The sequence below is a fragment of the Amycolatopsis sp. CA-161197 genome (assembly GCF_050942255.1).
Taxonomy (GTDB): Bacteria; Actinomycetota; Actinomycetes; order Mycobacteriales; family Pseudonocardiaceae; genus Amycolatopsis.
This window is the reverse complement of the sequence record NZ_CP192059.1, coordinates 2,313,168-2,334,875: the sequence shown is the minus strand read 5'-3', so window position 1 is coordinate 2,334,875 and position 21,708 is coordinate 2,313,168. Positions and strand designations below refer to the sequence as shown.

Annotated in this window: 22 protein-coding genes; 10 read left to right on the top strand and 12 right to left on the bottom strand. The window is 70.8% G+C overall.

Translation table 11 applies throughout. The annotated features are described in order from the left end of the window. The first annotated feature begins 42 nt into the window (after window positions 1–42). Window positions 43–1,218, top strand: a complete 1,176-nt coding sequence (locus tag ACQPXB_RS11250) for an 8-amino-7-oxononanoate synthase (RefSeq protein ID WP_386948056.1) — start codon at window positions 43–45, stop codon at window positions 1,216–1,218. Here ACQPXB_RS11250 and ACQPXB_RS11245 read toward each other — a convergent pair. Together ACQPXB_RS11245 and ACQPXB_RS11240 are read right to left on the bottom strand one after the other, a co-directional pair. Further along, window positions 1,215–1,673 carry a GNAT family N-acetyltransferase gene (locus ACQPXB_RS11245; RefSeq protein ID WP_366581016.1) on the bottom strand — a complete coding sequence of 153 codons (459 nt, stop codon included), beginning with the start codon at window positions 1,671–1,673 and terminating at the stop codon, window positions 1,215–1,217. The two genes, ACQPXB_RS11250 and ACQPXB_RS11245, sit on opposite strands and share 4 nt — an antisense overlap. Before the next feature lie 52 nt (window positions 1,674–1,725). Continuing rightward, window positions 1,726–2,550: a S1 family peptidase gene (locus ACQPXB_RS11240; protein ID WP_432851313.1), complete on the bottom strand. Its 825-nt coding sequence runs from the start codon at window positions 2,548–2,550 to the stop codon at window positions 1,726–1,728. A 442-nt stretch (window positions 2,551–2,992) separates the two neighbouring features. Here ACQPXB_RS11240 and ACQPXB_RS11235 point away from each other — a divergent pair, with 442 nt between their 5' ends. Next, entirely contained in the window at window positions 2,993–3,607 is a 615-nt protein-coding gene (locus ACQPXB_RS11235; protein ID WP_432851311.1) for a M15 family metallopeptidase, read from the top strand. A 75-nt stretch (window positions 3,608–3,682) separates the two neighbouring features. Continuing rightward, on the top strand, window positions 3,683–5,077 hold the full coding sequence (locus ACQPXB_RS11230) for a mycothione reductase (RefSeq protein ID WP_366581010.1): 1,395 nt from the start codon (window positions 3,683–3,685) through the stop codon (window positions 5,075–5,077). A 55-nt stretch (window positions 5,078–5,132) separates the two neighbouring features. Here ACQPXB_RS11230 and ACQPXB_RS11225 read toward each other — a convergent pair whose 3' ends face one another. Then, entirely contained in the window at window positions 5,133–6,407 is a 1,275-nt protein-coding gene (locus tag ACQPXB_RS11225) for a CynX/NimT family MFS transporter (RefSeq protein ID WP_432851309.1), read from the bottom strand. A 49-nt stretch (window positions 6,408–6,456) separates the two neighbouring features. Here ACQPXB_RS11225 and ACQPXB_RS11220 point away from each other — a divergent pair, with 49 nt between their 5' ends. Both ACQPXB_RS11220 and ACQPXB_RS11215 read left to right on the top strand, forming a co-directional pair. Beyond that, window positions 6,457–7,146 (top strand): FadR/GntR family transcriptional regulator, encoded by a 690-nt coding sequence (locus ACQPXB_RS11220; RefSeq protein WP_366581006.1) that lies wholly within the window; start codon window positions 6,457–6,459, stop codon window positions 7,144–7,146. Window positions 7,147–7,423: 277 nt separating this feature from the next. After that, window positions 7,424–8,392 carry an SGNH/GDSL hydrolase family protein gene (locus ACQPXB_RS11215; RefSeq protein ID WP_432851307.1) on the top strand — a complete coding sequence of 323 codons (969 nt, stop codon included), beginning with the start codon at window positions 7,424–7,426 and terminating at the stop codon, window positions 8,390–8,392. Here ACQPXB_RS11215 and map read toward each other — a convergent pair. From map to ACQPXB_RS11200, 3 genes are all read right to left on the bottom strand, one after another. Further along, window positions 8,379–9,236: a type I methionyl aminopeptidase gene (gene map, locus ACQPXB_RS11210; protein ID WP_285969430.1), complete on the bottom strand. Its 858-nt coding sequence runs from the start codon at window positions 9,234–9,236 to the stop codon at window positions 8,379–8,381. The genes ACQPXB_RS11215 and map overlap by 14 nt on opposite strands. Before the next feature lie 18 nt (window positions 9,237–9,254). After that, window positions 9,255–11,078, bottom strand: a complete 1,824-nt coding sequence (locus ACQPXB_RS11205; protein ID WP_432851305.1) for a penicillin-binding transpeptidase domain-containing protein — start codon at window positions 11,076–11,078, stop codon at window positions 9,255–9,257. Between the two features lie 69 nt (window positions 11,079–11,147). Next, the gene (locus ACQPXB_RS11200; protein WP_366580999.1) at window positions 11,148–12,002 is read right to left on the bottom strand and encodes a GNAT family N-acetyltransferase; all 855 of its coding nucleotides are present in this window, start codon (window positions 12,000–12,002) and stop codon (window positions 11,148–11,150) included. Window positions 12,003–12,082: 80 nt separating this feature from the next. Here ACQPXB_RS11200 and ACQPXB_RS11195 point away from each other — a divergent pair, with 80 nt between their 5' ends. Then, on the top strand, window positions 12,083–12,289 hold the full coding sequence (locus tag ACQPXB_RS11195) for a DUF4177 domain-containing protein (RefSeq protein ID WP_432851303.1): 207 nt from the start codon (window positions 12,083–12,085) through the stop codon (window positions 12,287–12,289). Here ACQPXB_RS11195 and ACQPXB_RS11190 read toward each other — a convergent pair whose 3' ends face one another. Together ACQPXB_RS11190 and ACQPXB_RS11185 are read right to left on the bottom strand one after the other, a co-directional pair. Beyond that, window positions 12,290–12,688 (bottom strand): VOC family protein, encoded by a 399-nt coding sequence (locus tag ACQPXB_RS11190; protein ID WP_432851301.1) that lies wholly within the window; start codon window positions 12,686–12,688, stop codon window positions 12,290–12,292. It lies immediately after the preceding gene. Next, window positions 12,685–13,509, bottom strand: coding sequence for a helix-turn-helix domain-containing protein (locus ACQPXB_RS11185; protein ID WP_432851299.1), 825 nt, complete (start codon window positions 13,507–13,509; stop codon window positions 12,685–12,687). The genes ACQPXB_RS11190 and ACQPXB_RS11185 overlap by 4 nt, the downstream gene beginning before the upstream one ends. 75 nt (window positions 13,510–13,584) lie before the next feature. Between ACQPXB_RS11185 and ACQPXB_RS11180 the strand changes: the two genes are divergently transcribed. Beyond that, window positions 13,585–13,839 (top strand): hypothetical protein, encoded by a 255-nt coding sequence (locus ACQPXB_RS11180; protein WP_432851297.1) that lies wholly within the window; start codon window positions 13,585–13,587, stop codon window positions 13,837–13,839. 47 nt (window positions 13,840–13,886) lie between these two features. On the opposite strand, the gene ispG is transcribed toward ACQPXB_RS11180, so the two are convergent. The 3 genes from ispG to dxr all read right to left on the bottom strand — a co-directional run bounded on the left by ispG (window position 13,887) and on the right by dxr (window position 17,589). Beyond that, the gene (gene ispG, locus ACQPXB_RS11175) at window positions 13,887–15,038 is read right to left on the bottom strand and encodes a flavodoxin-dependent (E)-4-hydroxy-3-methylbut-2-enyl-diphosphate synthase (RefSeq protein ID WP_432851295.1); all 1,152 of its coding nucleotides are present in this window, start codon (window positions 15,036–15,038) and stop codon (window positions 13,887–13,889) included. Window positions 15,039–15,156: 118 nt separating this feature from the next. Beyond that, window positions 15,157–16,380, bottom strand: coding sequence for a M50 family metallopeptidase (locus ACQPXB_RS11170; RefSeq protein WP_366580987.1), 1,224 nt, complete (start codon window positions 16,378–16,380; stop codon window positions 15,157–15,159). A gap of 3 nt (window positions 16,381–16,383) precedes the next feature. Continuing rightward, on the bottom strand, window positions 16,384–17,589 hold the full coding sequence (gene dxr / locus ACQPXB_RS11165) for a 1-deoxy-D-xylulose-5-phosphate reductoisomerase (protein WP_386948083.1): 1,206 nt from the start codon (window positions 17,587–17,589) through the stop codon (window positions 16,384–16,386). Between the two features lie 104 nt (window positions 17,590–17,693). Here dxr and ACQPXB_RS11160 point away from each other — a divergent pair, with 104 nt between their 5' ends. The 3 genes from ACQPXB_RS11160 to ACQPXB_RS11150 all read left to right on the top strand — a co-directional run bounded on the left by ACQPXB_RS11160 (window position 17,694) and on the right by ACQPXB_RS11150 (window position 19,882). Then, window positions 17,694–17,948, top strand: coding sequence for a DUF2631 domain-containing protein (locus tag ACQPXB_RS11160; RefSeq protein WP_366580983.1), 255 nt, complete (start codon window positions 17,694–17,696; stop codon window positions 17,946–17,948). Between the two features lie 26 nt (window positions 17,949–17,974). After that, the gene (locus ACQPXB_RS11155) at window positions 17,975–18,688 is read left to right on the top strand and encodes a peptidylprolyl isomerase (RefSeq protein WP_432851292.1); all 714 of its coding nucleotides are present in this window, start codon (window positions 17,975–17,977) and stop codon (window positions 18,686–18,688) included. 126 nt (window positions 18,689–18,814) lie between these two features. Further along, complete coding sequence (locus tag ACQPXB_RS11150; RefSeq protein ID WP_432851290.1) at window positions 18,815–19,882, top strand: acyltransferase family protein; 1,068 nt, start codon at window positions 18,815–18,817, stop codon at window positions 19,880–19,882. A gap of 51 nt (window positions 19,883–19,933) precedes the next feature. Here the strand turns inward: ACQPXB_RS11150 and ACQPXB_RS11145 are convergent, their stop codons facing one another. Beyond that, entirely contained in the window at window positions 19,934–21,700 is a 1,767-nt protein-coding gene (locus ACQPXB_RS11145) for an MFS transporter (protein ID WP_366580977.1), read from the bottom strand. Window positions 21,701–21,708: the final 8 nt, after the last annotated feature.

The following is a 21,708-nucleotide window of genomic DNA, read 5'->3' as shown; positions in this document are numbered from 1 at the left end:
GCCCACGGTTCCGCGCGTGACGCGGGTGGGACACTGCGGGACGTGAACGCCATCCCGCAGCTGCCGCCCGAGAACGTCTTCGACTGGCTCGACACCGAGGCCGAGAAGCGCGCGGACGCGGGTCTGGTGCGGCGGCTGCGGGCGCGGCCCGCGCAGGCGGACGAGCTCGACCTGGCCGGCAACGACTACCTCGGCCTGGCCCGCGACAAGCGCGTTGTCGGCGCCGCCGCGGCCGCCGCCATGCGCTGGGGCGCGGGCGCCACGGGCTCCCGGCTCGTCACGGGGTCGACCGAGCTGCACGCCGAGCTGGAGCTCGAACTCGCGCGCTTCTGCGGCGCCCAGGCGGCACTGGTGTTCTCCTCGGGCTTTGCGGCGAACCTCGGCGCGGTGACGGCGTTGTCCGGCGCGGAGTCGGCGATCGTCACGGACAAGTACATCCACGCGTCGCTCATCGAGGGCTGCCGCCTGTCGCGCGCCGACGTGGCGGCCGTGGCCCACGCGACGCCGTCGGCGATCCAGCACGCGCTGTCCACGCGCCGCAAGCCGCGGGCGCTCGTGGTGACGGACTCGGTGTTCTCGGTCGACGGCGACCTCGCCCCGCTGGGCGAGCTCGCGGAAATCTGCCGCGGCGCCGGTGCCGCCCTGCTCGTCGACGACGCCCACGGCTTCGGCGTTCTCGGCGAAGGCGGCCGCGGCGCCGTCCACGCGGCCGGGCTGTCCGCCTCGCCGGACGTCGTGACCACGCTGACGCTGTCCAAGTCGCTCGGCGCTCAGGGCGGCGCCGTCGTCGGCCCGCGGCGCGTGATCAAGCACCTGGTGGACACGGCGCGGAGTTTCATCTTCGACACCGCGCTCGCGCCCGCCAGCGTCGCCGCCGCCCTGACGGCTTTGAACGTGCTGAAGGCCGACCCTGCGCTGCCCACGAAGGTGACGGACAACGCGGGCAACATCGCCATGCAGCTCAAGGCCGCGGGCCTGCGCGCCAGCCTTCCCGACGCCGCCGTGATCTCGGTGCAGGCCCCCTCCGCCGAGGCCGCCGTCACGTGGGCCGAATCCTGCGCCGACCAGGGCATCCGCGTCGGCTGCTTCCGCCCGCCGTCCGTGCCGGACGGCGTCTCGCGCCTGCGCCTCACCGCCCGCGCCGACCTCACCGAGGCGGACGTGGACCGCGCCGTGAAGGTCATCACCGCAACGGCCCCCCGAGGCGCGGCTTCCTAGTTCGCCGCGCCTTCCGCGGGGTCCTTGGCGACGCGGCGCATGGTGATGTGCGGGATGCCGTCGTCGAGGAACTCGTCGCCTTCGGGCACGAAACCGAAGCGGGCGTAGAGGGCTTGGGCGTACGTCTGCGCGTCGAGGACGAACTCGTTGGTCGCGCCGGCCAGAGCGGCGTCCATCAAGGACGCGGCGAGGCCCTGGCCGCGGGCTGAAGCGGCCGTGACGACGCGGCCGATGCGGGAGACGCCGCCCGGGTCGGCGAGGACGCGCAGGTACGACGTGATGCCGTCCGCGGTCTCGAACCACAGGTGGCGCGTCGTGGGCAGGAGGTCACGCCCGTCGACGTCGCCGTAGGCGCACTCCTGCTCGACGACGAACACGTCGGCGCGCAGGCGGAGGATCGCGTAGAGCTGGGCGGCGGTGAGGTCGGGGCCGGTCGCGTGGTGCGGGGTCGTCACGACCCCTGCTTAACACAGCTCAGCCGCGGACCCGCCGCGGGGACGGCAGAGCTCAGCCGAGGATCCGCGACTGCGACTGCGCGGCGATGTCGTCGGCGTACGTCGCCACGCGCGTGTACACACCGGGCTTGCCGGCCTTCGCGCAGCCGTCGCCGAAGGAGACGATGCCGATGAGGGTGTCGCCGACCACGAGGGGGCCGCCGGAGTCGCCCTGGCAGGCGTCGATGCCGCCGTCCGGGTAGCCGGCGCAGACCATGCTCGACGGGTCGTACGTGTCGTAGGCCGTCTTGCACGTGGAATCGCTGACCAGCGGCACGACGGCGCTGCGCAGGTAGTCGGAACGGTCGCCGCCGTCGGCGACACGGCCCCAGCCCAGGACGGTCGCCTGGGTGCCTTCGGCGTACTCCGCGCGGTCGCTCGCCGACGCGATCTTCGCCGGCCGGTAGGGCAGCTGGCCGCGCACGCTGAGCACCGCGACGTCGGCGCCCTTCGTCGGGTCGGAGAAGTCCGGGTCGACCCACTCGCGCGACACGGTGAACACGACGCCGTCGTTCGTGCGCTTGTCCTGGCGGCCCGCGACCACGCGAACGTTGTTGCTGGGCAACGCCGCGGCGCAGTGCGCCGCCGTCGCGACGGCCGTGGAGCTCACGATCACGGCGCCGCAGAACTGGTTCCCGTTCTGGTCGGCGAGGTACACCGCGTACGGGTGGTCGGACAGCGTGGCCTCGTCACCGCCGACGATCCGCGGCTGCGCGCCGGAAGGCGGCGTCGGAGCGTCCTGTGCCGACGCCGTGCTGACCGCGATCGGCACCGTCACCGCGGTCACGAGCAGGGCCCCGGCCGCGAGAAGGAGCGGACGGCGGAACTTGGCGGGCATGGGATTCCCCTTCGGCAGAGCATTTCGGCCAAGGCACTCGACCAAGGCGTTCGGCAGGGCATTCGGCGAGAGCGAGCAGCGGGATCGCGGCGCGTGAACGAGCAGCCGCGATTACCCTAAACGGAGCAGGCCCGAAATGGTGTCACTGGAACGGGTGGACTCAGCGCTTACGGAGCGCGTTTGATTGGCTGGTTCCATGCGACGGAGAGCGACGGCCGCGGTCGGCACCCTGATCACGTTCCTGCTGGTCGGCTGCAGCACGCCGGCGCCCTCGGTCCCACCCGGACCGCGGTCACCGAGCGCGACGAGCCGGACGAGCGCCCCACTCCCGACAACCCGAACAGCGACGACCCCGCCGCCCGTCACCTGGCAGGTGGGTGCACACCCGCTCCCCCTCCGTCCCGACGGCTTCGGCGAAATCCTCCCGACTCCACCCGAACTGGTGAACCGCGCCCTGCCGACGCGCGACTTCCTGCCGCCGCCGGCGGGCACGACCTACACGTCGAAGATCGTCCCGGTCCCCGCCGCTGTGCTCGCGCGCAGCACCTGGCAGGCCGCGTGCCCGGTGAAGTCGACGGACCTGCGGTACGTCACGCTCTCCTTCTGGGGCTTCGACGGCCGGACCCACACCGGCGAGCTGCTCGTGAACCGCACCGGTGCGCAGGCCGTCGTCACGGCGTTCGGCAGGCTCTTCGCGCAACGGTTCCCCCTCGAGGAGATGCGCGTCACCAGCCCCGAGGAGCTCGACGCCCCGCCCACCGGCGACGGCAACGACACGAGCGCCTTCGTCTGCCGTCCCGTCCGCGGCGAGACGAACTGGTCCGCTCACGCGTACGGGCTGGCCGTGGACGTGAACCCGTTCTGCAACCCGTACACGACGGGACCGCTGGTGCTGCCGGAACTGGCGTCGGCGTACCTGGACCGCAGGCGCGTGCGGCCCGGGATGGTCGTCGCGGGTGGACCGGTCGTGCGCGCCTTCGCCGCCGTCGGCTGGAGCTGGGGCGGCGCGTGGACCTCGCCGGTCGACCGGATGCACTTCACAGCCACCGGCCACTGATCACGGGAACACCCGGTGCAGCCGCGCAGTTGACTAGGCTGGGAACGCCCGTTCTACGGCTTTCGGAGGAAGACTGTGCCGCACTACGACCTGGTGATCGTCGGGACCGGATCGGGGAACTCGATCCTCGACCCGCGCTTCGCCGACCTGAAGACGGCGATCGTCGAAAAGGGGACGTTCGGCGGCACCTGCCTCAACGTGGGCTGTATCCCGACCAAGATGTTCGTCTACGCCGCCGACGTGGCCGCGACGCCTTCCCACAGCTCCCGCTTCGGCGTGGACGAGGAGCTCAAGGGCGTGCGCTGGCCCGAGATCCGCGACCGCGTCTTCGGGCGCATCGACCCGATCGCCGCGGGCGGCGCGGAGTACCGGAAGAACCACGAGGACAACAAGAACGTCGACGTCTACCAGGGCGAAGGCCGCTTCACCGGCATGAAGGAGCTGCGCGTCAGCTTCACCGACGGGCGGCCCGACGAGGTCCTGACGGCCGACCGTTTCGTGCTCGCCGCGGGCGGGCGCCCGGTCGTGCCGGACGTCCCGGGCCTCGCGGAGACCGGCTACTACACCTCCGACACGATCATGCGGCTCGACGCCCTGCCCCGCCGGATCACCATCCTCGGCGGCGGTTACATCGCGGCGGAGTTCGCGCACGTGTTCGCGTCGTTCGGCGTGGACGTGACCGTGGTCCTGCGCTCGGGCGCGATGGTGCGCGGCGAGGACGAGGATGTGAGCGCCCGCTTCACCGAGCTGGCCGCGGAGCGCTTCGACCTGCGCCGGGACCGCAAGATCCTGCGCGCGCACCGCGAAGCCACGGGTGCGGTGCTGGAACTCGAAGGCCCGCACGGCGCCGAGACGGTGGAGACCGACCTCATCCTGGTCGCCATCGGCCGCACGCCGAACTCCGACGTGCTCGACGTCGCCGCCACCGGCGTCACCACGAAGGCCAGCGGCCACGTGATCGTGGACGACCACCAGGAGACGGTGGTGCCGGGCATCTACGCGCTCGGGGACATGTCGTCGCCGTATGAGCTGAAGCACGTCGCGAACCACGAAAGCCGTGTGGTGCAACACAACCTGCTGCACCCGGACGACCGCATCAAGGCCGACCACCGCTTCGTGCCGCACGCGATCTTCAGCTCGCCGCAGATCGCCTCGGTGGGCCTGACCGAACAGGACGCGCGCGCCCGCGGCGTGTCCTACGTCGTGTCCAAACAGGACTACGCCGGCATCGCCTACGGCTGGGCCATGGAGGACACGACGGGCTTCGCGAAGCTGCTCGCCGACCCCGCCACGGGCCAGCTGCTCGGCGCCCACATCATCGGCCCGCAGGCCTCGTCGGTCATCCAGCCGCTCATCCAGGCCATGAGCTTCGGCCTCGACGCCCGCAGCATGGCGCGCGGCCAGTACTGGATCCACCCGGCGATGCCGGAGCTGATCGAGAACGCGCTGCTGAACCTGCCGCTGGACTGAGGTTCGGGCGGGAAAAGGGCCTCCCCACGTGGGGAGGCCCTTTTTCGTCGTCGGCTCAGACGAAGCGCGGCCGTCCGGCGAGGAAGCCGACGGACATCTGCGCGCAGGTCACGGCGATGAGGACGATGAGCGAGACGGTCCAGCCGCCCGTGGCGTCGTGGAGGAGGCCGAAGACGAAGGGGCCCACGGCGGCGAGCAGGTAGCCGTAGCCCTGGGCCATGCCGGACAGGCGCGCGGTGTCGGCACCGGTGCGGGCGCGCAGGGCGATGACGGTGAGGGCGAGCGAGAAAACGCTCATGCCGATGCCGATCAGCACGCTCCACAGCAGCGGCGAGAAGGCCGGGGCTACGAGCAGGCCGAGCATGCCGGCGACACCGCACACACCCATGCCGAAGATCCACCAGCTCTGGCTGCCCTGGCGGGCCGCGATGGGCGGGATGACGAGGCTGATCGGCACGGCGATCACGGAGATCAGGCCCAGCAGCAGGCCGGCGTCGCCCTTGCTGACGCCCGAGTCGATGAAGACCTGCGGGAGCCAGCCCATGACCACGTAGGCGATGAAGGACTGCAGGCCGAAGAAGATCGTGACGATCCAGGCGAGCGGGCTGCGCAGGAGGGAGCGCCCACCGGCGGCGCTGGCGGCCGGTTTTGCGGCGCGGCCGGTGCCGCGCGCGGCGAAGAGCCACACGGCCAGCGCGAGCGCGCCCAGCACCGCCCACGAGCCGAGCGACAGGCGCCAGCCGCCGAACGCCGTCTCCAGGGGCGGGCTCGCGGCGGACCCCGCGGCGCCGCCGCCTTGCAGCGCGGCCGTGTAGACGCCGGTCATCATGCCGACGCGCGTCGGGAAGGAATCCTTGATCACCACGGGGATGAGGACGTTGATGAGCGCGATGCCGGCCGTCGCGACGAGGGTGCCGCCGAGGACCACGAGCTGACCGTCGACGACGCGCAGCACCAGCCCGGCCGTGAGCACCGCCAGGGCGAACCCGATCGCGGAGCCGATGCCGAACCGGCGGGAAAGCAGCGGCGCGGCCATTCCCGCGCCGGCGAAACACAGGCCGGGCAACGTCGTCAGCACACTCGCCCAGATCGCCGACGCGCCGAGGCTGCCACGCATCTCCGCGAGCAGCGGGCCGACGCTCGTGATGGCCGGGCGCAGGTTCAGCGCCGTCAGCACCACCGCGACGGCGAGCAGCACGCCGCCCGCGATCACCCCGGGCCGGCGCACGCCGCCGGACTCCTCGTCTTCGATGCCGCCATCGAGTTCGAGCTCGAGGCGGTCGGAGTAGGAGGCGGGGCGCGGGGTGGGATCCCAGGAATCGACGGACACGTCCGCTACTATCGCATACATAGGATGATTGGATGAAGGGATTAATCCTGTGCCTCTCGCCACCACCCGGCGCGCGGGCCTGGTCGACCAGGTCATCGACCAGCTGCGCGACGCGATCGCACAGGGGGAATGGCCGGTCGGGCAGCGCATCCCCACCGAGCCCGCGCTGGTCGCCCAGCTCGGCGTCGGGCGCAACACCGTGCGGGAGGCCGTCCGCGCGCTCGCGCACACCGGCATCCTCGAAGTCCGCCAGGGCGACGGCACGTACGTCCGCGCCACCAGCGAGGTCTCCGGCGCCCTTCGGCGCCTGTGCGGCACCGAGCTGCGCGAGATCCTGCAGGTCCGTCGCACCCTGGAGGTCGAAGGCGCGCGCCTGGCCGCCACCGCCCGCACCGACGCGGAAGTCGAGAGCCTGCGCGTGCTGCTCCAGCGGCGCGACTCCGACCAGCTCGACGGCCGCGTCGACGACTTCGCCCGCACCGACGCGGAGTTCCACCTCGAGATCGTCCGATGTGGACACAACGGCCTGCTGTTCGAGCTCTACCGCGGCCTGATGGAAGCCATCACCGCCAGCGTCGCCTCCACCTACGACCACCCCGACCACGCCGAGCTCGCCCAGCACCGCGCCATCGTCGACGCCATCGAAGCCCGCGACCCGGCCGGCGCCGCCCAGGCCGCCGGCGACTTCCTCGACGAAATCCTGGCGCGGGCCGAGGAATCGGGAAAAACCGCCGACTGACGAACGCTCTCGCGCGACTCCGACCCGGCTCGCTGCCCGCAAACCCGGGACGATTCCTCGCTCCGCCGCCCGAGCCGACGCCGCCGATGCTCGCGGAGTGCCAACGCGCCTTGTGCCGCACCGAGGAAGTCAGCGACCGCCACGCCCCCGCCACGACCGACGAACAGCCTCACCCGCCCGCGTGAGACTTGAACGTGAAAGTCTCTCAGATAAGTTGCGGCAGTCCCGCCGCCGCGCGAGAGTTCGATCACCATCCCCCGGACGAAGAGGTCACCTCGTGCGCCGTTCGCCCCTTGTCGTGTTGCTCGTGGTTGCCGGGCTGGTCGCCGGTGCCACCGCCGCGGCCGCCAGTACGCCGTCGTTCCGCAAGTACGTCGCGCTCGGTGACTCGTACACCGCCGGGCCGCTGATTCCGTGGCAGCAGCTGAGCTGGTGTTTCCGGTCGAACAACAACTACCCGTCCTGGCTCGCGACGCGGCTGGGGATCTACGACACGGCCGGCGCGTTCACCGATGTCAGCTGCTCGTCGGCCGACACGTCGAACATGACGCAGCCGCAGGTCACGCCGTCGCCGAGCATTCCGCTCTCGACGCAACAGCCGCAGTTCGACGCGCTGCACGCCGACACCGACCTGGTCACCATCGGCATCGGCGGCAACGACGACAGCGTCTTCGGCGACCTCACCGGCACCTGCCCCACGCTGCGCGCCGACGACCCGACCGGCGCGCCCTGCCAGGCGCACTACACCGTGGACGGCGTGGACACCATGGCCGCCGCGGTGCAGGCGACCGGCCGCAACGTCGCGAAGGTCGTGCAAGGCGTGAAGGACCGCTCCCCCGCCGCGACGATCGTGCTCGTCGGTTACCCGCGCCTGCTGCCGCCCACGGGCACGTGCCCGAGCGTGATCCCGTTCGCCGACGGCGACTACGCGTGGGCGGACGGCATCGAGCAGAAGCTCAACGTTGCCATCGAAGAAGCTGCACAGAGCGAAGGCGTGCACTTCGTCGACACCTATGGCCCCAGCCTCGGCCACGACGCGTGCGCCGGCCGCGCCGCGTGGGTCAACGGCCAGAGCACCAACGTCTTCGAGGCCGTGGCCTACCACCCGTTCAAAGCCGGGATGGAAGCCGAGGCCGGCCTGATCGCGCAGGAGCTCGGCGTGCAGGGCAGTGCCAAGGCACCGGCGCCGAAGAGCAAGGCCGACCCCGCTCAGCTGGCCCGGGCCGCGCACCTCACGGGAGCGTGAGGATCTCCGCGCCGTCGGCCGTGACCACGAGGGTGTGCTCGAACTGGGCCGTCCACTTCTTGTCCTTCGTGGTCACGGTCCAGTTGTCGTCCCACACGTCGTAGTCGATGGTGCCGAGGGTGATCATCGGCTCGATCGTGAAGGTCATGCCCTCCTCGATCAGCGTGTGGACCGAGGGCTCCTCGTAGTGCAGCACCGTCGGCGCGGTGTGGAACGCCGGGCCGACGCCGTGGCCGGTGAAGTCGCGCACCACGCCGTAGCCGAAGCGCTTGGCGTACGCCTCGATCACGCGGCCGATCACGTTCAGCTGCCGGCCGGGGCGCACCGCCTTGATGGCGCGCGCCGTGGCCTCGCGAGTGCGCTCGACGAGCAGCTTCGCCTCCTCGGAGACGTCGCCGGCGAGGAAGGTGGCGTTGCAGTCGCCGTGGACGCCGCCGATGAAGGCGGTGACGTCGATGTTGCAGATGTCGCCGTCCTCGATCACGGTCGAGTCGGGGATGCCGTGGCAGATCACCTCGTTGAGCGAGGTGCAGCACGACTTCGGGAACGCGCGGTAGCCCAGCGTCGACGGGTAGGCGTGGTGGTCGAGCAGGAACTCGTGCACGACCTTGTCGATGTCGTCGGTGCTCGCGCCGGGCTTGACGGCCTTGCCGCCCTCCTCCAGCGCCTGCGCGGCGATCCTCGACGCCACGCGCATGGCCTCGATCACCTCGGGCGTGCGCACACCGTTGCCGGTGTCCCGCTTCGGCGCCGGCCGGTCGACGTACTCGGGGCGGGCGATGTCGGCGGGAACGGCGCGGCGCGGAGTCTGGACGCCGGGCTTCAACGGGGCACGAACGGACATGCCCTCCAGACTACGACGTCACTTCGCGGCCACGCCCGCGAGGAACCGGTGGGCGGCGTCGACGGCCGGTTTGGACGAGCCGGCGTCGGTGAGCAGTACCGCGAACGCCAGGTCGCCCTGGTACCCGACGAACCAGCCGTGGGAGTGCGTGCCGTCGCCGAACTGGGCCGTGCCGGTCTTCCCGCGCACGTCGGGCAGATCACGCAGGGCGGTCGCTGTGCCGGTGGTCACGACGTCGCGCATCATCGAGCGCACGGCGTCGAGCACCTCCGGCCGCGGCGCCGGGCCGAGGCCGCTCACCTTGGCGGGCTGGCCGCGCACCAGCGTCGGAACGGGGACTTTCCCGGACTGCACGGCCGCGGCGGCGAGCGCCATCCCGAACGGGCTCGTGACCACGGTCCCCTGCCCGAAGCCGTTTTCCGCCCGCTGCACCACGGAATCGGCCTTCGGCGCCGACCCGGTGACGGTCGTCAGGCCGGGGATCACGAAGTCGGCGCCGATGCCGAGCGAGCGCGCCGCGTCGGTGAGCGCCGTCGGCGCGAGGTCGGCCGACAGCTGGGCGAACGTCGTGTTGCACGACTGCGCGAACGCCTTCGCCAGCGGCACCGTACCGAGGTCGAAGCGGCCTTCGTTGGGCACCACGCGGTCGGCGAACGTCACCGTGCCCGGGCAGGCGACCGGCGAGTCGACCTTCACACGCCCGGCCGTGAGCGCGGCCGTCGCGGTGACGATCTTGAACGTCGACCCCGGCGGGAAGCGGCCGGTGAGCGCGAGCGGTCCCTGTTCGTCGGCGGGCTCGTTCTGGGCGACGGCCAGCAGCTGCCCCGTCGACGACTGCAGCGCCACGATGGCGGCGGCGGTCTTCACCGGTGCCAGGGCCTTCTCGGCGGCGGTCTGGATGTGCGTGCTGAGCGTGCTCGTGACGGCAGGCGGCTCCTTGGGTGGCACGGCGTCGAGCTCGCTGGCCTCGCTGCCGGTGACGTCGAGCGAGACGATCCGCCAGCCCGCGCCGCCCGCGGCCTGCTGCTCGACCATCGAGCGCAGCGCGGGCAGGATCTGGCGGCCGGTGTCGCGGTTGTCGGGCAGGAGGCGTTCCTGGCTCGTGAAGCGGACGCCGGGCAGGTCGTAGATGGTGGGCTTGACCTGCTCGTAGTCGGTGTCGCGCAAGGAAAGCACGGGGTAGGCGGCACCGGGTTTGGTGACCTTGATGCCGTCGAGCACGGAGCGGCCGGTCACCGTCGGCTCGAAGCGGTGCAGTGCCGAGCCGAGCTTGCTGGCGACGGCCGTGGTGTTGCCCGTCTTCGCCGGGTCCACGACGACGCCGATCACGGTCTGCGGGCGCAGCAGCGGGAAGCCGTCGCGGTCGAGCACCGGCGCGGGTTCGGCCGGGTCGGCCACGATCGCGATGCTCTGCGACGGCGCCAGCTGCGGGTGCACGACGGTGGGCTGCCAGTGCACCTGCCAGCCGTCTTCGGCCGAGCGCAGCTGGGCGTCGGAGGTGTAGCTCCAGGTGCGGCCCTTGGGCAGGTGCCAGGTGAGGCGGTAGCCGCCGGTGGCGTTGTCGCCCGACTGCTTCACGGTCTCCTCGCTCGCCTCGATCGACTCGGGTTTGAGCGCGGTGCGGACCTGGGTGAGCAGGATCTTCGCGGCGTCGGGCGAGTCGGTGCGCGCGGCGGCCGCGGCGACGTCACCGGTGCTGACGGCGGTGAGGAAGGCGGCGAGGGTGTCTTCGGGTCCGTCGGAGGAGAACAGGCCGCAGCCGGCGAGCGGCAGGACGGTCGCGACGGCGGCGGTCAGGGCCGCTGCGCGGTGTCGACGGTGCGGGTGCCGACCAGGTGCCATGCGTCGGATCGAACCAGCCCGGCGGGCGCGTTCCGGGCCGAAACGCCGACCCGGAAGGGCGAATCGGGTTCAGAACAGGACGGTCGCGTACTGGCCGACCTGCTGGAACCCGATCCGGCGGTACGCGGCGAGGGCGGGGCTGTTGAACGCGTTGACGTAGAGGCTCGCGGTGCGGCCGAGGCCGTGGACGAGCCGGTTGACGACCGCGGCCGTGCCCGCGGTGCCCAGGCCCGCGCTGCGGCGCTCCGGGTGCACCCACACGCCCTGGATCTGGCCGACGCCGGCCGACATCGCGCCGATCTCGGCCTTGAACACGACCTCGCCGTCTTCGAACCGGGCGAACGCCCGTCCGGTGGCGATCAACTCGCTCACGCGGGCGCGGTAGCTGGCGCCGCCGTCGCCGCTGCGCGGGTCGACGCCCACTTCCTCGATGAACATCGCGACGGCCGCGGGCAGGTAGCGGTCCAGCTCGTCGGGCCGCACCGCGCGCACGTGCGGGTCGGCTTTCACGTGCGGGCTGCCGTCGAGCGCCATCAGCGGCTGGTCACCCCGCACTTCGCGGGCGGGCCCCCACTCGCTCGACAGCTCGTCCCACAGCCCCAGCACCTGCTCGGCCGGCCCGACGAGCGACGAGCACGTGCGCTGCCGGCGCAACGCCCGGTCCGCGAACGACCGCAACGCCGACGCGTTGCCGCGCAACGGAATCAGGTTCGGGCCGGCAAAACACAACCCCTGGAACCGCGTGGACCGCCCCGGGCGGCCGTCGGAAGCCCAGAGCTCGCCACCAAGCCGCCACGGGTCGAGGCCCGCGGCCTCGACCCTGGCGCTGACCATGCAGCTGCTCACCGGGTCGGCGGCCAGTGCGGCGCGCACTGCCGGATAGTCCCGATCGTCGAGCAGCCGTGCACCTGCAAGCCGCAACACAGTGTCCAGAGTGCCAGATGACGCGGATGAACGGAACGCAAGCCCACCGACACGCTCAGATGAACGGCACAATCGGACGTATGCAGCGCTACACGTACAAGGTCGTCGAACTCCGCGAGAAGATGCTGGGCGGCAAAATGTCCGGCGACAAGCTGGAACGCCTCCTCAACGACGAGGCCCGCGACGGATGGCAACTGAAGACCATCACCTCGGCTGACGTGAAGGGCCGGGTGGGACCTGGAGGGGTGGACGGACTGTTGGTGACGTTCGAACGACCGGTCCAGTAGTCACGCGCCCCGGTAGGTGCCGATCGTCCAGCTGTTGCCCTCCGGGTCGCGCACGCTGAAGGTGTGCGAGCCGTAGTCGGTGTCGTGGGGGGCGAGGGTGATGTCGGCGCCGGAGGCGGCCACGCGGGTGTGGATGGCGTCCACGTGGTCGGAGACGACGTAGATCGCGCCGGTGCCCGGTTTCATGGCGTCGTGGACGTTGTCGGCGGGGCCATCGCAGCTGCCGAGCATCACGCCGCCGCCTTCGGGCCAGCGGAGCTCGGCGTGGGCGATGGCGCGCTCGGCGCCACCGGGGACCACCAGCGTCTCCTCGAAGCCCAGGACGTCGACGAGGAAGCGCACGGCCGCGGGGGCGTCGTCGTAGCGGAGGGCGGGCCAGACTGTCGGTTGAGGTGTCATGCCGTCGAGTCTGGTTCCGCGGGCACCGAGTCGTCTTGGAGGAACGGGAGCTCTTCGGCGATCCACGTCCGCGGTGAGCATCCCGCGAGAGCGCGCCATTCGTTCGACAGGTGCGCCTGGTCGTAGTAGCCGGCGTCGACGGCCACCGTGGCCAGGTCCGAGGCGCCGGCGCGCAGGAGGCGGCCGGCGCGTTCGAAGCGCAGCACGCGCGCCACCTGCTTGGGGGCCAGGCCGACCTCCGCGCGGAAGCGTTCGCCGAAGTGCCGGCGGCTCCAGCCGACCGACGAGGCGAGGTCCGTCACCCGTACGCCGCCCGAACGCGCCCGCAGGAGCCGCCAAGCCTCGCCCAGCTCGGGAGCCGGAGGGGGCGCCGAAGCAGCCGAAGCAGCCAGCACCTCGTCCAGCACGGCGAATCGCGTGGGCCAGTCCGCAGCTTCGAAGAGGCGCGAAGGCAACGAAGCCCACGGCCGGCCGAACTCGGCCAGGTCCACGACCCGCCCGCTCAGCTCCGCGGCCGTCACGCCGAGCAGGGAACGCACGCCCAGCGGATCCAGTTCGATGTGCAGGCCGCGCTGCACCCGGCCCTGCGTGATGAGCGCCGGCGAGGTGTGAAGGCCGCCGACCAGCGCCTGCAGCGTGCCCGAGCCGGGCAGGCCGGCGAAGCGGATCGGCTGCTCCAGGCTGATGATCAGCGTCACGTGCCGCGACGGCAGGCCGCGGTGGACCGACAACGTGACGTCGTCCTGGGCGTAGCCGATGTAGCGCGTGACCAGCGGCCGCAGCACCGGGTGCGGCAAGCGGGTGGCCCAGCTGTGACTCACCTGACCAGCGTAGGCCGGAAGGCGCCGGTTTCTGCTACCACGGACAGCGGGGGCCACCGGAGAAGGGACGCGGCAGTGACCATCCAGGAGCAGGCCCAGCAACTCGAACTGCTGGCCGACTCGGTGCCCAGCGGCATCGCCCTCGCGACGAAGGGCGAGCTGGAGGACCTGCAGTCGCAGGTGCTCGGGCTGCTCGGCGAGACGTCCACCGCCACGTCCATCCAGGGCGCGATCCAGCTGGCCAGCCAGCAGATCGACGAGGTCGCCGCGGCGCTGGAGAACGTGCGCATGCAGATCAAGGACGCCGCCCAGCACCACCTGCAGGGCTGAAAAAACCGGCCCCGCACCCGAAGGCGCGGGGCCGGTCCGAGAAAAACTCAGCCGACCGTGACGTTCGGCGAACCCTCGCCGATGCTCTCGCCGGCTTCCTCGGCGATGCGCATGGCCTCTTCGATCAGGGTCTCCACGATCGCGTGCTCGGGCACGGTCTTGATGACCTCGCCCTTCACGAAGATCTGGCCCTTGCCGTTGCCGGACGCGACACCCAGGTCGGCCTCGCGGGCCTCGCCGGGGCCGTTGACGACGCAGCCCATGACCGCGACGCGCAGCGGGATCTCCATGCCCTCCAGACCGGCCGTGACCTGGTCGGCGAGCGTGTAGACGTCCACCTGCGCGCGCCCGCACGACGGGCACGACACGATCTCCAGCTTGCGCGGCCGCAGGTTCAGCGACTGCAGGATCTGCGCGCCGACCTTGACCTCTTCGACCGGCGGGGCCGAGAGCGACACGCGGATGGTGTCGCCGATGCCCTGGCGCAGCAGCGCGCCGAACGCGACGGCCGACTTGATCGTGCCCTGGAACGCGGGCCCGGCCTCGGTGACGCCGAGGTGCAGCGGGTAGTCGCACTGCTCGGCGAGCAGCTCGTACGCGCGGACCATGACCACCGGGTCGTTGTGCTTGACCGAGATCTTGATGTCGTGGAAGTCGTGCTCGGCGAAGAGCGAGGCCTCCCACATCGCCGACTCGGCCAGCGCCTCGGGCGTGGCCTTGCCGTACTTCTCGAGCAGGCGCTTGTCGAGCGAACCGGCGTTGACGCCGATCCGGATCGGCGTGCCGTGGTCCTTCGCGGCCTGCGCGATCTCCTTGACCTGGTCGTCGAACTTGCGGATGTTGCCCGGGTTCACGCGCACGGCGGCGCAGCCGGCCTCGATGGCGGCGAACACGTACTTGGGCTGGAAGTGGATGTCGGCGATCACCGGGATCTGCGACTTCTTCGCGATCGCGGGCAGCGCTTCGGCGTCGTCGGCGGACGGGCACGCGACACGGACGATGTCGCAGCCGGCGGCGGTGAGCTCGGCGATCTGCTGGAGGGTGGCGTTGACGTCGGAGGTCAGCGTCGTCGTCATCGACTGGACGGAGATGGGGAAGTCGCTGCCGACACCGACGGAACCCACGTGGAGCTGGCGGGTTTTGCGGCGCTCGGCGAGGACGGGGGGCGGCAGTGCAGGCATACCTAGCGCGACGGTCACGTCCCCAGCCTACCTACTCCATCCGGCCCTGCTTCAACGAAGTCAACCGTCACGGTGAGCAGCGTTACCCCCGGTCGGGGGCCCACCGGCCGGGTAGTGACCCGACCGGTGGGACCGGTTACTGCAAGCGAATCGGGTTCACGATGTCCGCTGTGACCGTCAGTAGAGTGATTCCGCCGCCGATCACGACCAGCACCATGGTGACGGCCGAAAGCTTGGTGTAGTCGACCGGTCCGCCCGCCGCCTTGCCACGCAGGCCGCGCAGCCAGTCGCGCACCTTCTCGTACCAGACGACGGCGATGTGCCCGCCGTCCAGCGGCAGCAGCGGCAGCAGGTTGAACACGCCGATGAAGAAGTTCAGGCTGGCCAGCAGGAAGAAGAAGATCTGCCACAGGCCCTGCTCCACGGCCTCGCCGCCGATCCGGCTCGCGCCGACGACGCTGACCGGGGTGTTCGGGTCGCGCTCGCCGCCGAAGATCGCGCTGACCACGGCGGGGATGCGCTCGGGGAACTCCACCAGGCGCTGCGCGGTCTGGGCGAACATGTCGCCGGTGAAGGAGAACGTGGCGCCGATGCCGGTGATGCCGTTGTAGTGCAGGTACAGCGGCGGGATCACGGTGGAGGCGCCCATCATGCCGACCTCGTGGACCTTCCCGTCGGCGCCCAGCCGCTGCACGCTCGGGATGTCCACCACCAGGTTCAGGGTCTGGCCGCCGCGCTGCACGGAGATCGGCGTGGGGCCCTTCGCGGCCTGCACGACCTGCAAAACGTCGGTCCAGCTCGCGGTGGGTTTGCCCGCCACGGAGACGATCTTGTCGCCCGCCTTGATCCCGGCCGTCGCGGCCGGAGTCGGCGCGCCGGGCGGGCACGAGGTGTCGCTCAGCTGCTGCGTGGTGGTGGCCGCGCGGGCGCAGGAGGTGCTCTGGATGACCGGCTGCACCGGCTCCGACGCGGCCGCGATGTTCGGCAGGCCCATCGTGACCGACATCAGGTACAGCACGATGAAGCCGAGGATGAAGTGCGTGATCGAGCCCGCCGACATCACGACGGTGCGCTTCCACGTCTTGAACCGCCACATCGCGCGCGGCGCCTCGTCCGGGGTCACCTCGTCGAGCGCCGTCATGCCGGCGATGTCGCAGAACCCGCCGAGCGGGATCCACTTCGCGCCGTACTCGGTCTCGCCGCGCTTGAATGAGAAGATCGTGGGCCCGAAGCCGATGAAGTACCGGCGGACCTTCATGCCGAACATCTTGGCCGTGACCATGTGGCCGGCCTCGTGCAGCGCGACGGAGATGCAGATGCCCAGGGCGAACAGCACCACCCCGATGATGTAGGCGAGCACGCGCTACTTCCCCTTACCCAGCATCGATCCTGCGCGCCCTCGAGCCCAGCGCTCGGCGGCGAGTACGTCCTCGACGTCGCGCGGTTCGCGACGCCATTCGTCGGCGGCTTCGACCACCTGGGAAACAGTGTCCACAATCGACGTGAAACCGGTGTTCTGCGCGAGGAAGGCGGCCACAGCCTCCTCGTTCGCCGCGTTGTAGACCGCCGGCAGGCAGCCGCCCACGGTGCCCGCGTGGCGCGCCAGCTCGACCGCCGGGAAGGCCTCGTTGTCGAGGGGTTCGAACGTCCAGCTCGCGGCCGTGTCCCACGTGCACGCCGCGGCGGCGCCGGGCACGCGCTCGGGCCAGTGCAGCGCGAGCGCGATCGGCAGCCGCATGTCGGGCGGGCTGGCCTGGGCGATCGTCGAGCCGTCGACGAACGTCACCATCGAGTGAATGATCGACTGCGGGTGCACGGTCACGTCGATGCGCGCCGGCTCGATGCCGAACAGCAGCGCGGCCTCGATCAGCTCCAGGCCCTTGTTGATGAGCGTGGCCGAGTTGATCGTGATGACCGGGCCCATCGACCACGTCGGGTGCGCCATCGCCTGCTCGATCGTCACGTCGGCGAGGTCCTCGCGCTTCTTGCCGCGGAACGGCCCGCCCGACGCCGTGAGCACCAGGCGCGCGACCTCGTCGTCCCGGCCGGAGCGCAGGGCCTGCGCGATGGCCGAGTGCTCGGAGTCCACCGGCACGATCTGCCCCGGCTTCGCGGCCGCGAGCACGAGCGGCCCGCCCGCGATGAGGGACTCCTTGTTGGCCAGCGCGAGCGTCGAGCCGGTGGCCAGGGCCTTGAGCGTGGGCTGGAGGCCCTGCGACCCGGGCAAGGCGTTGAGCACGACGTCGACGTTCACGGCGTCGATGAGCTCCGTCACGGCGTCGGCGCCGGCGAAGATGCGCGGGATGCGGAACTCGCCCTTCGAGTAGCCGCGCCGCTGTGCCTCCGCGTACAGCGCCAGCTGCAGGTCTTCGACCACCGTCGGGCGGCTCACGGCCACGGCCTCCACACCGTGGGCCAGGGCCTGCGCGGCGAGCGCCTGCGGGTCGGAGCCACCGGCGGCGATGCCCGCAACGGTGAACAGGTGGGGGTTGCGGGCGGTGACGTCGAGGGCCTGGGCTCCGACGGACCCGGTCGAGCCGAGCACGAGGACGCTTCGCGAGGTAGTCATCGCACGCCATTATCGCCCGCCGAGCCGCGGCCCGTCTCCGCGGAGCACTCGGGGGTGTGGGATCATTGCGGCGTACGAGGTTGAGCGGGTCAGGAGGAGTGATCGTGGCAGGCAAGGCGATCGAGAAGCGCCCCGCGGTGGACCCGCGCGACGAGCCGTCGGCCGAGTGGGGCTGGCACGGCTCGTTCCCGAAGGCCACGCGCATCGCCGGCTGGGTCAGCGTCGTCATCCTGCTGCTCATGCTCAAGGGCAACCACGAGAACAACACCGAGAACGTGTGGCTCATCGGCCTCGCCGCGTTCCTCGCCCTGTTGCTCGTGCTCGACTTCCGCAAGCGCCGCACGGCCTGGCGCAAGTAGGTTCACGTTCGCTACCTTGCGGGGCTATGACGTCACGCTGGGTCGCTCTTGTTCTTTCGGTCGTGGCCTTGTCGTTCGGGGCCTCTGTGGCGTTGTTCGCCGTGCCGGCCACTGCTGCGTCCGCTGCTGTTGAGTCCGCAGCTGCTGAGTCCGCCGCCGCTCCGGTTGTCCGCTGCACCTTCACGCCGACGCCCGACAACCCGGCGGCCCGTCCGGTGCTCCGGCCCCTGCCGTTCGCGCTGACCCGCGGGACGGTCGACGTGACGTTCCACTTCAACTACGGACCGGTCACCGTGCGCTTGGACCGCGCGGGCGCCGCACCCTGCGCCGTGGCGAACATGGTGTCGCTGGCCCTGCAGCACTTCTACGACCGCTCGCAGTGCTGGCGCCTGTCCGACTCCGAGCGCCTCGGCGTGCTCCAGTGCGGCGACCTCTACGAAGTCGAAAAGGGCGGCCCGGGCTACAAGTTCCCGGACGAGGTGTCGGGCACCGAGACTTACGAGCGCGGGACGATCGCGATGGGCAACCAGGGCCCGGGGACGAACGGGAGCGAGTTCTTCATCGTCCATTCCTTCGCCCACATCCCCGCCCAGTACTCCGTGCTGGGCAAGGTCGTGCGCGGCATGGACGCCATCGACCGCATGGTGAAGGACGGCATCGTGCCGACCGACCCGAACGGGCCGCTGGACGGCGCGCCCAAGCACCCGGTGAAGATCGCGACGGCGTGGTTCGGCCGGTGAACCCCCGGTCGGGGGCGGCCTAGAACCCACCTCTGACCTGCACGAGTCACCCCAAAGAGTGAATATCACTCAAGTCCGTTTACAGTACGCGAGCAGTCGGGCGGCGGACCGGGGGAACTCATGCTGATGACCCACGAAACCTACCTCGCCACCAGGCGGTTCCCGGCGCTCGACGGGGTGCGGGCGATCGCCGCGGTGCTGGTGGTGGTGTTCCACTTCGGGGGCAGCGCGTGGGTGCGCGCGAACGGGTGGATCGGGGTGCACGTGTTCTTCGTGCTCTCCGGGTTCCTGATCACGACTCTGGCGTTGCGCGAGGAGGACCGCACCGGCCGCGTGTCGCTCAAGAACTTCTACCTGCGGCGGGCGTTCCGGATCCTGCCGGTGTACTACGTGGTGCTCGGGATCTTCGTCGTGGTCACGGCGGCCCGGGGCGAGCTGCGCTCCAGCGGCCTGTTGGGAGCGCTCCCCTGGTTCGCGACGTTCCTCAACGAGTTCCACGTCGTGGGGGTTTTCGGGGTGGCGTGGACGCTCGGCGTCGAGCAGAAGTTCTACCTGGTGTGGCCGCTGCTGGCGTTCGGCGTCGCCGGGCTGGGCTTCGCACGGAGATTCGGGCTCGCGGCAGGGTTGGCCGTGGCACTCGTCGCGCTGGTGCCCGTGCTGCCGTACTCCGGTGCGTACGCGTCGATCGTGATCGGCTGCACGATGGCCGTCGTTCTCCACCACCGCAAGGGGTTCGCGGTCCTCAGGCCCTTCACGCACCCGGCGGCGGGCTTCGCCGTCGCCGCGGTGATCGTGGTGGTGCAGGTGTTCTTCACCGACCTCACCGTCGCCCTCCACGACGACGGCGGTGTCGCCGTCGGCACGACGTACGCGGTGCTCGTGGCGCTGCTGCTGCCCTCGCTCGTGGCCGGTGGGCCGCTGAGCCGGGTGCTGTCGGTGAAACCGCTGCGGTTCGTCGGGGAGCGGTCGTACTCGCTCTACCTCATCCAGTCCATCGCCGGCTGGACGCTCGCGGGGCTCGTGCCGCAGCTGGCGCACCCGCGCACGCTCACGGCGGTCGGTGTCACGGCCATCGCGCTGCTGATGGCCGATCTCCTCTACCGCTGGGTGGAGGTGCCGATGATCGAGCTCGGCCGGCGGGTCACGGCGAAGCGCGCCGAGCCGACCCCGGCGAAAGAACCCGTCCCCGCGTGAAAAGGGCCGCCCCGGGAACGAATCCCGGGACGGCCCGTGCACCCGAAATGGTCAGCGTTCGCTGGTCGGAGCCACCAGCTCACTCGGCCCGCCGCCGGACTCCCCGGCGACCGCGGCCAGCTCCTCACCCACCGATTCCGAAGCCTTGCCCTTGTCCTTCGTGAGCAGCGATGCGACCGCGCCGATCAGGCAGACCACGATGGCGAAGCCGAACGCCACGGCGAGACCGTCCTGGAACGGACCCGAGATCAGGTTCGGGAAGAAGCTGCGCCCGGTCAGGAACGAGGCCTGGTCCGGCGGCAGGCTACCCAGCTGGCCGCCCAGCAGCTGCTGGATCGGGTTGTAGCCGAGGAACGCCGCGAAGAGCACGGCCACCGCGGGCAGGTGCGCCACCTGGTTGGCCGGCCCGGCCGCCACGCCGTGGGCGGTGAGGCCCTGGAACATCGCGTTCGGGAGGTTGTCCGACAGGCCGGCGATGATCAGGCTGAAGAAGAAGCCGATCGAGAGCACCATGGCCGCGTTCTGGAACGTGGTCATCATGCCCGCGCCGGAGCCGCGGGCGTCGGCCGGCAGGCTGTTCATCACCTCGGCGCGGTTGGGCGAGGAGAACATGCCCATGCCGATGCCGTTGACGAGCAGGATCGCCGCGAACGCCCAGTAGTTGAAGTTCACCGGCAGCAGGATCAGCAGCAGGAAGGTGATCGCGGTGATCAGCAGGCCGCTCGACGCGAGCAGCCGGCTGCCGATGCGGTCGGACAGGATGCCGGCCGTCGGCGCGGACACCAGGAAGCCGACGGTCATGGGCAGCATGTAGATGCCGGCCCACAGCGGTGTCTGCTCGAAGGTGTAGCCGTGCTGCGGCAGCCAGATGCCCTGCAGCCAGATGATCAGGATGAACTGCAGCCCACCACGGCCGAGCGAAGCGGTGAGGTTGGCCAGGTTGCCCCAGCTGAACGAGCGGATCCGGAACAGCGACAGCCGGAACAGCGGGTTGGCCACCTTGGTCTCGATGACCACGAACGCGATCAGCACCGCGACGCCGCCGATGAGGCACGAGAGCACCATCGGGCTGCCCCAGCCGGTCGGCGACGAGCCGTAGGGCTGGATGCCGTAGGTGATGCCCACCAGCACCGCGATGAGGCCGACAGCGAAGGTGATGTTGCCCCACCAGTCCATCTTCGCGTGCTTGCGCACCCCGGTGTCGTGCAGCTTCACGTACGCCCAGATCGTGCCGACCACGCCGAAGGGCACCGACACCAGGAAGATCAGGTTCCAGTCGACGGGCGCGAGCACACCGCCGACGACCAGGCCGAGGAACGAACCAGCGATCGCCGCGACACCGTTCATGCCCAGCGCGAGACCGCGCTGGTTGGCCGGGAACGCGTCGGTGAGGATGGCCGACGAGTTGGCCATCAGGAACGCGCCGCCGATGCCCTGCACGATGCGCCAGCCGATCAGCCAGAGTGCCGCCGCGTCACCGTCGAACCAGGTGATGGCCAGGAAGATCGACGACACGGTGAACACCGCGAAGCCGAGGTTGTACATCCTGGCCCGGCCGTACATGTCCCCCAGCCGCCCGAAGCTCACCACCAGTACGGCGGTGACCACCAGGAAGCCCATGATCATCCACAGCAGGTAGCTGGTGTTGGCCGGCTCCAGCGGGTTGATCCCGATGCCCTTGAAGATGTCGGGCAGCGCGATGAGCACGATCGACGAGTTGATCGTCGCGATCAGCATGCCCAGCGTCGTGTTGGACAGCGCGATCCACTTGTATCGCGGGCCCAGTTCCGCGAGTGAATACGTTCTGCGCTCGGCCACAGTGAAAC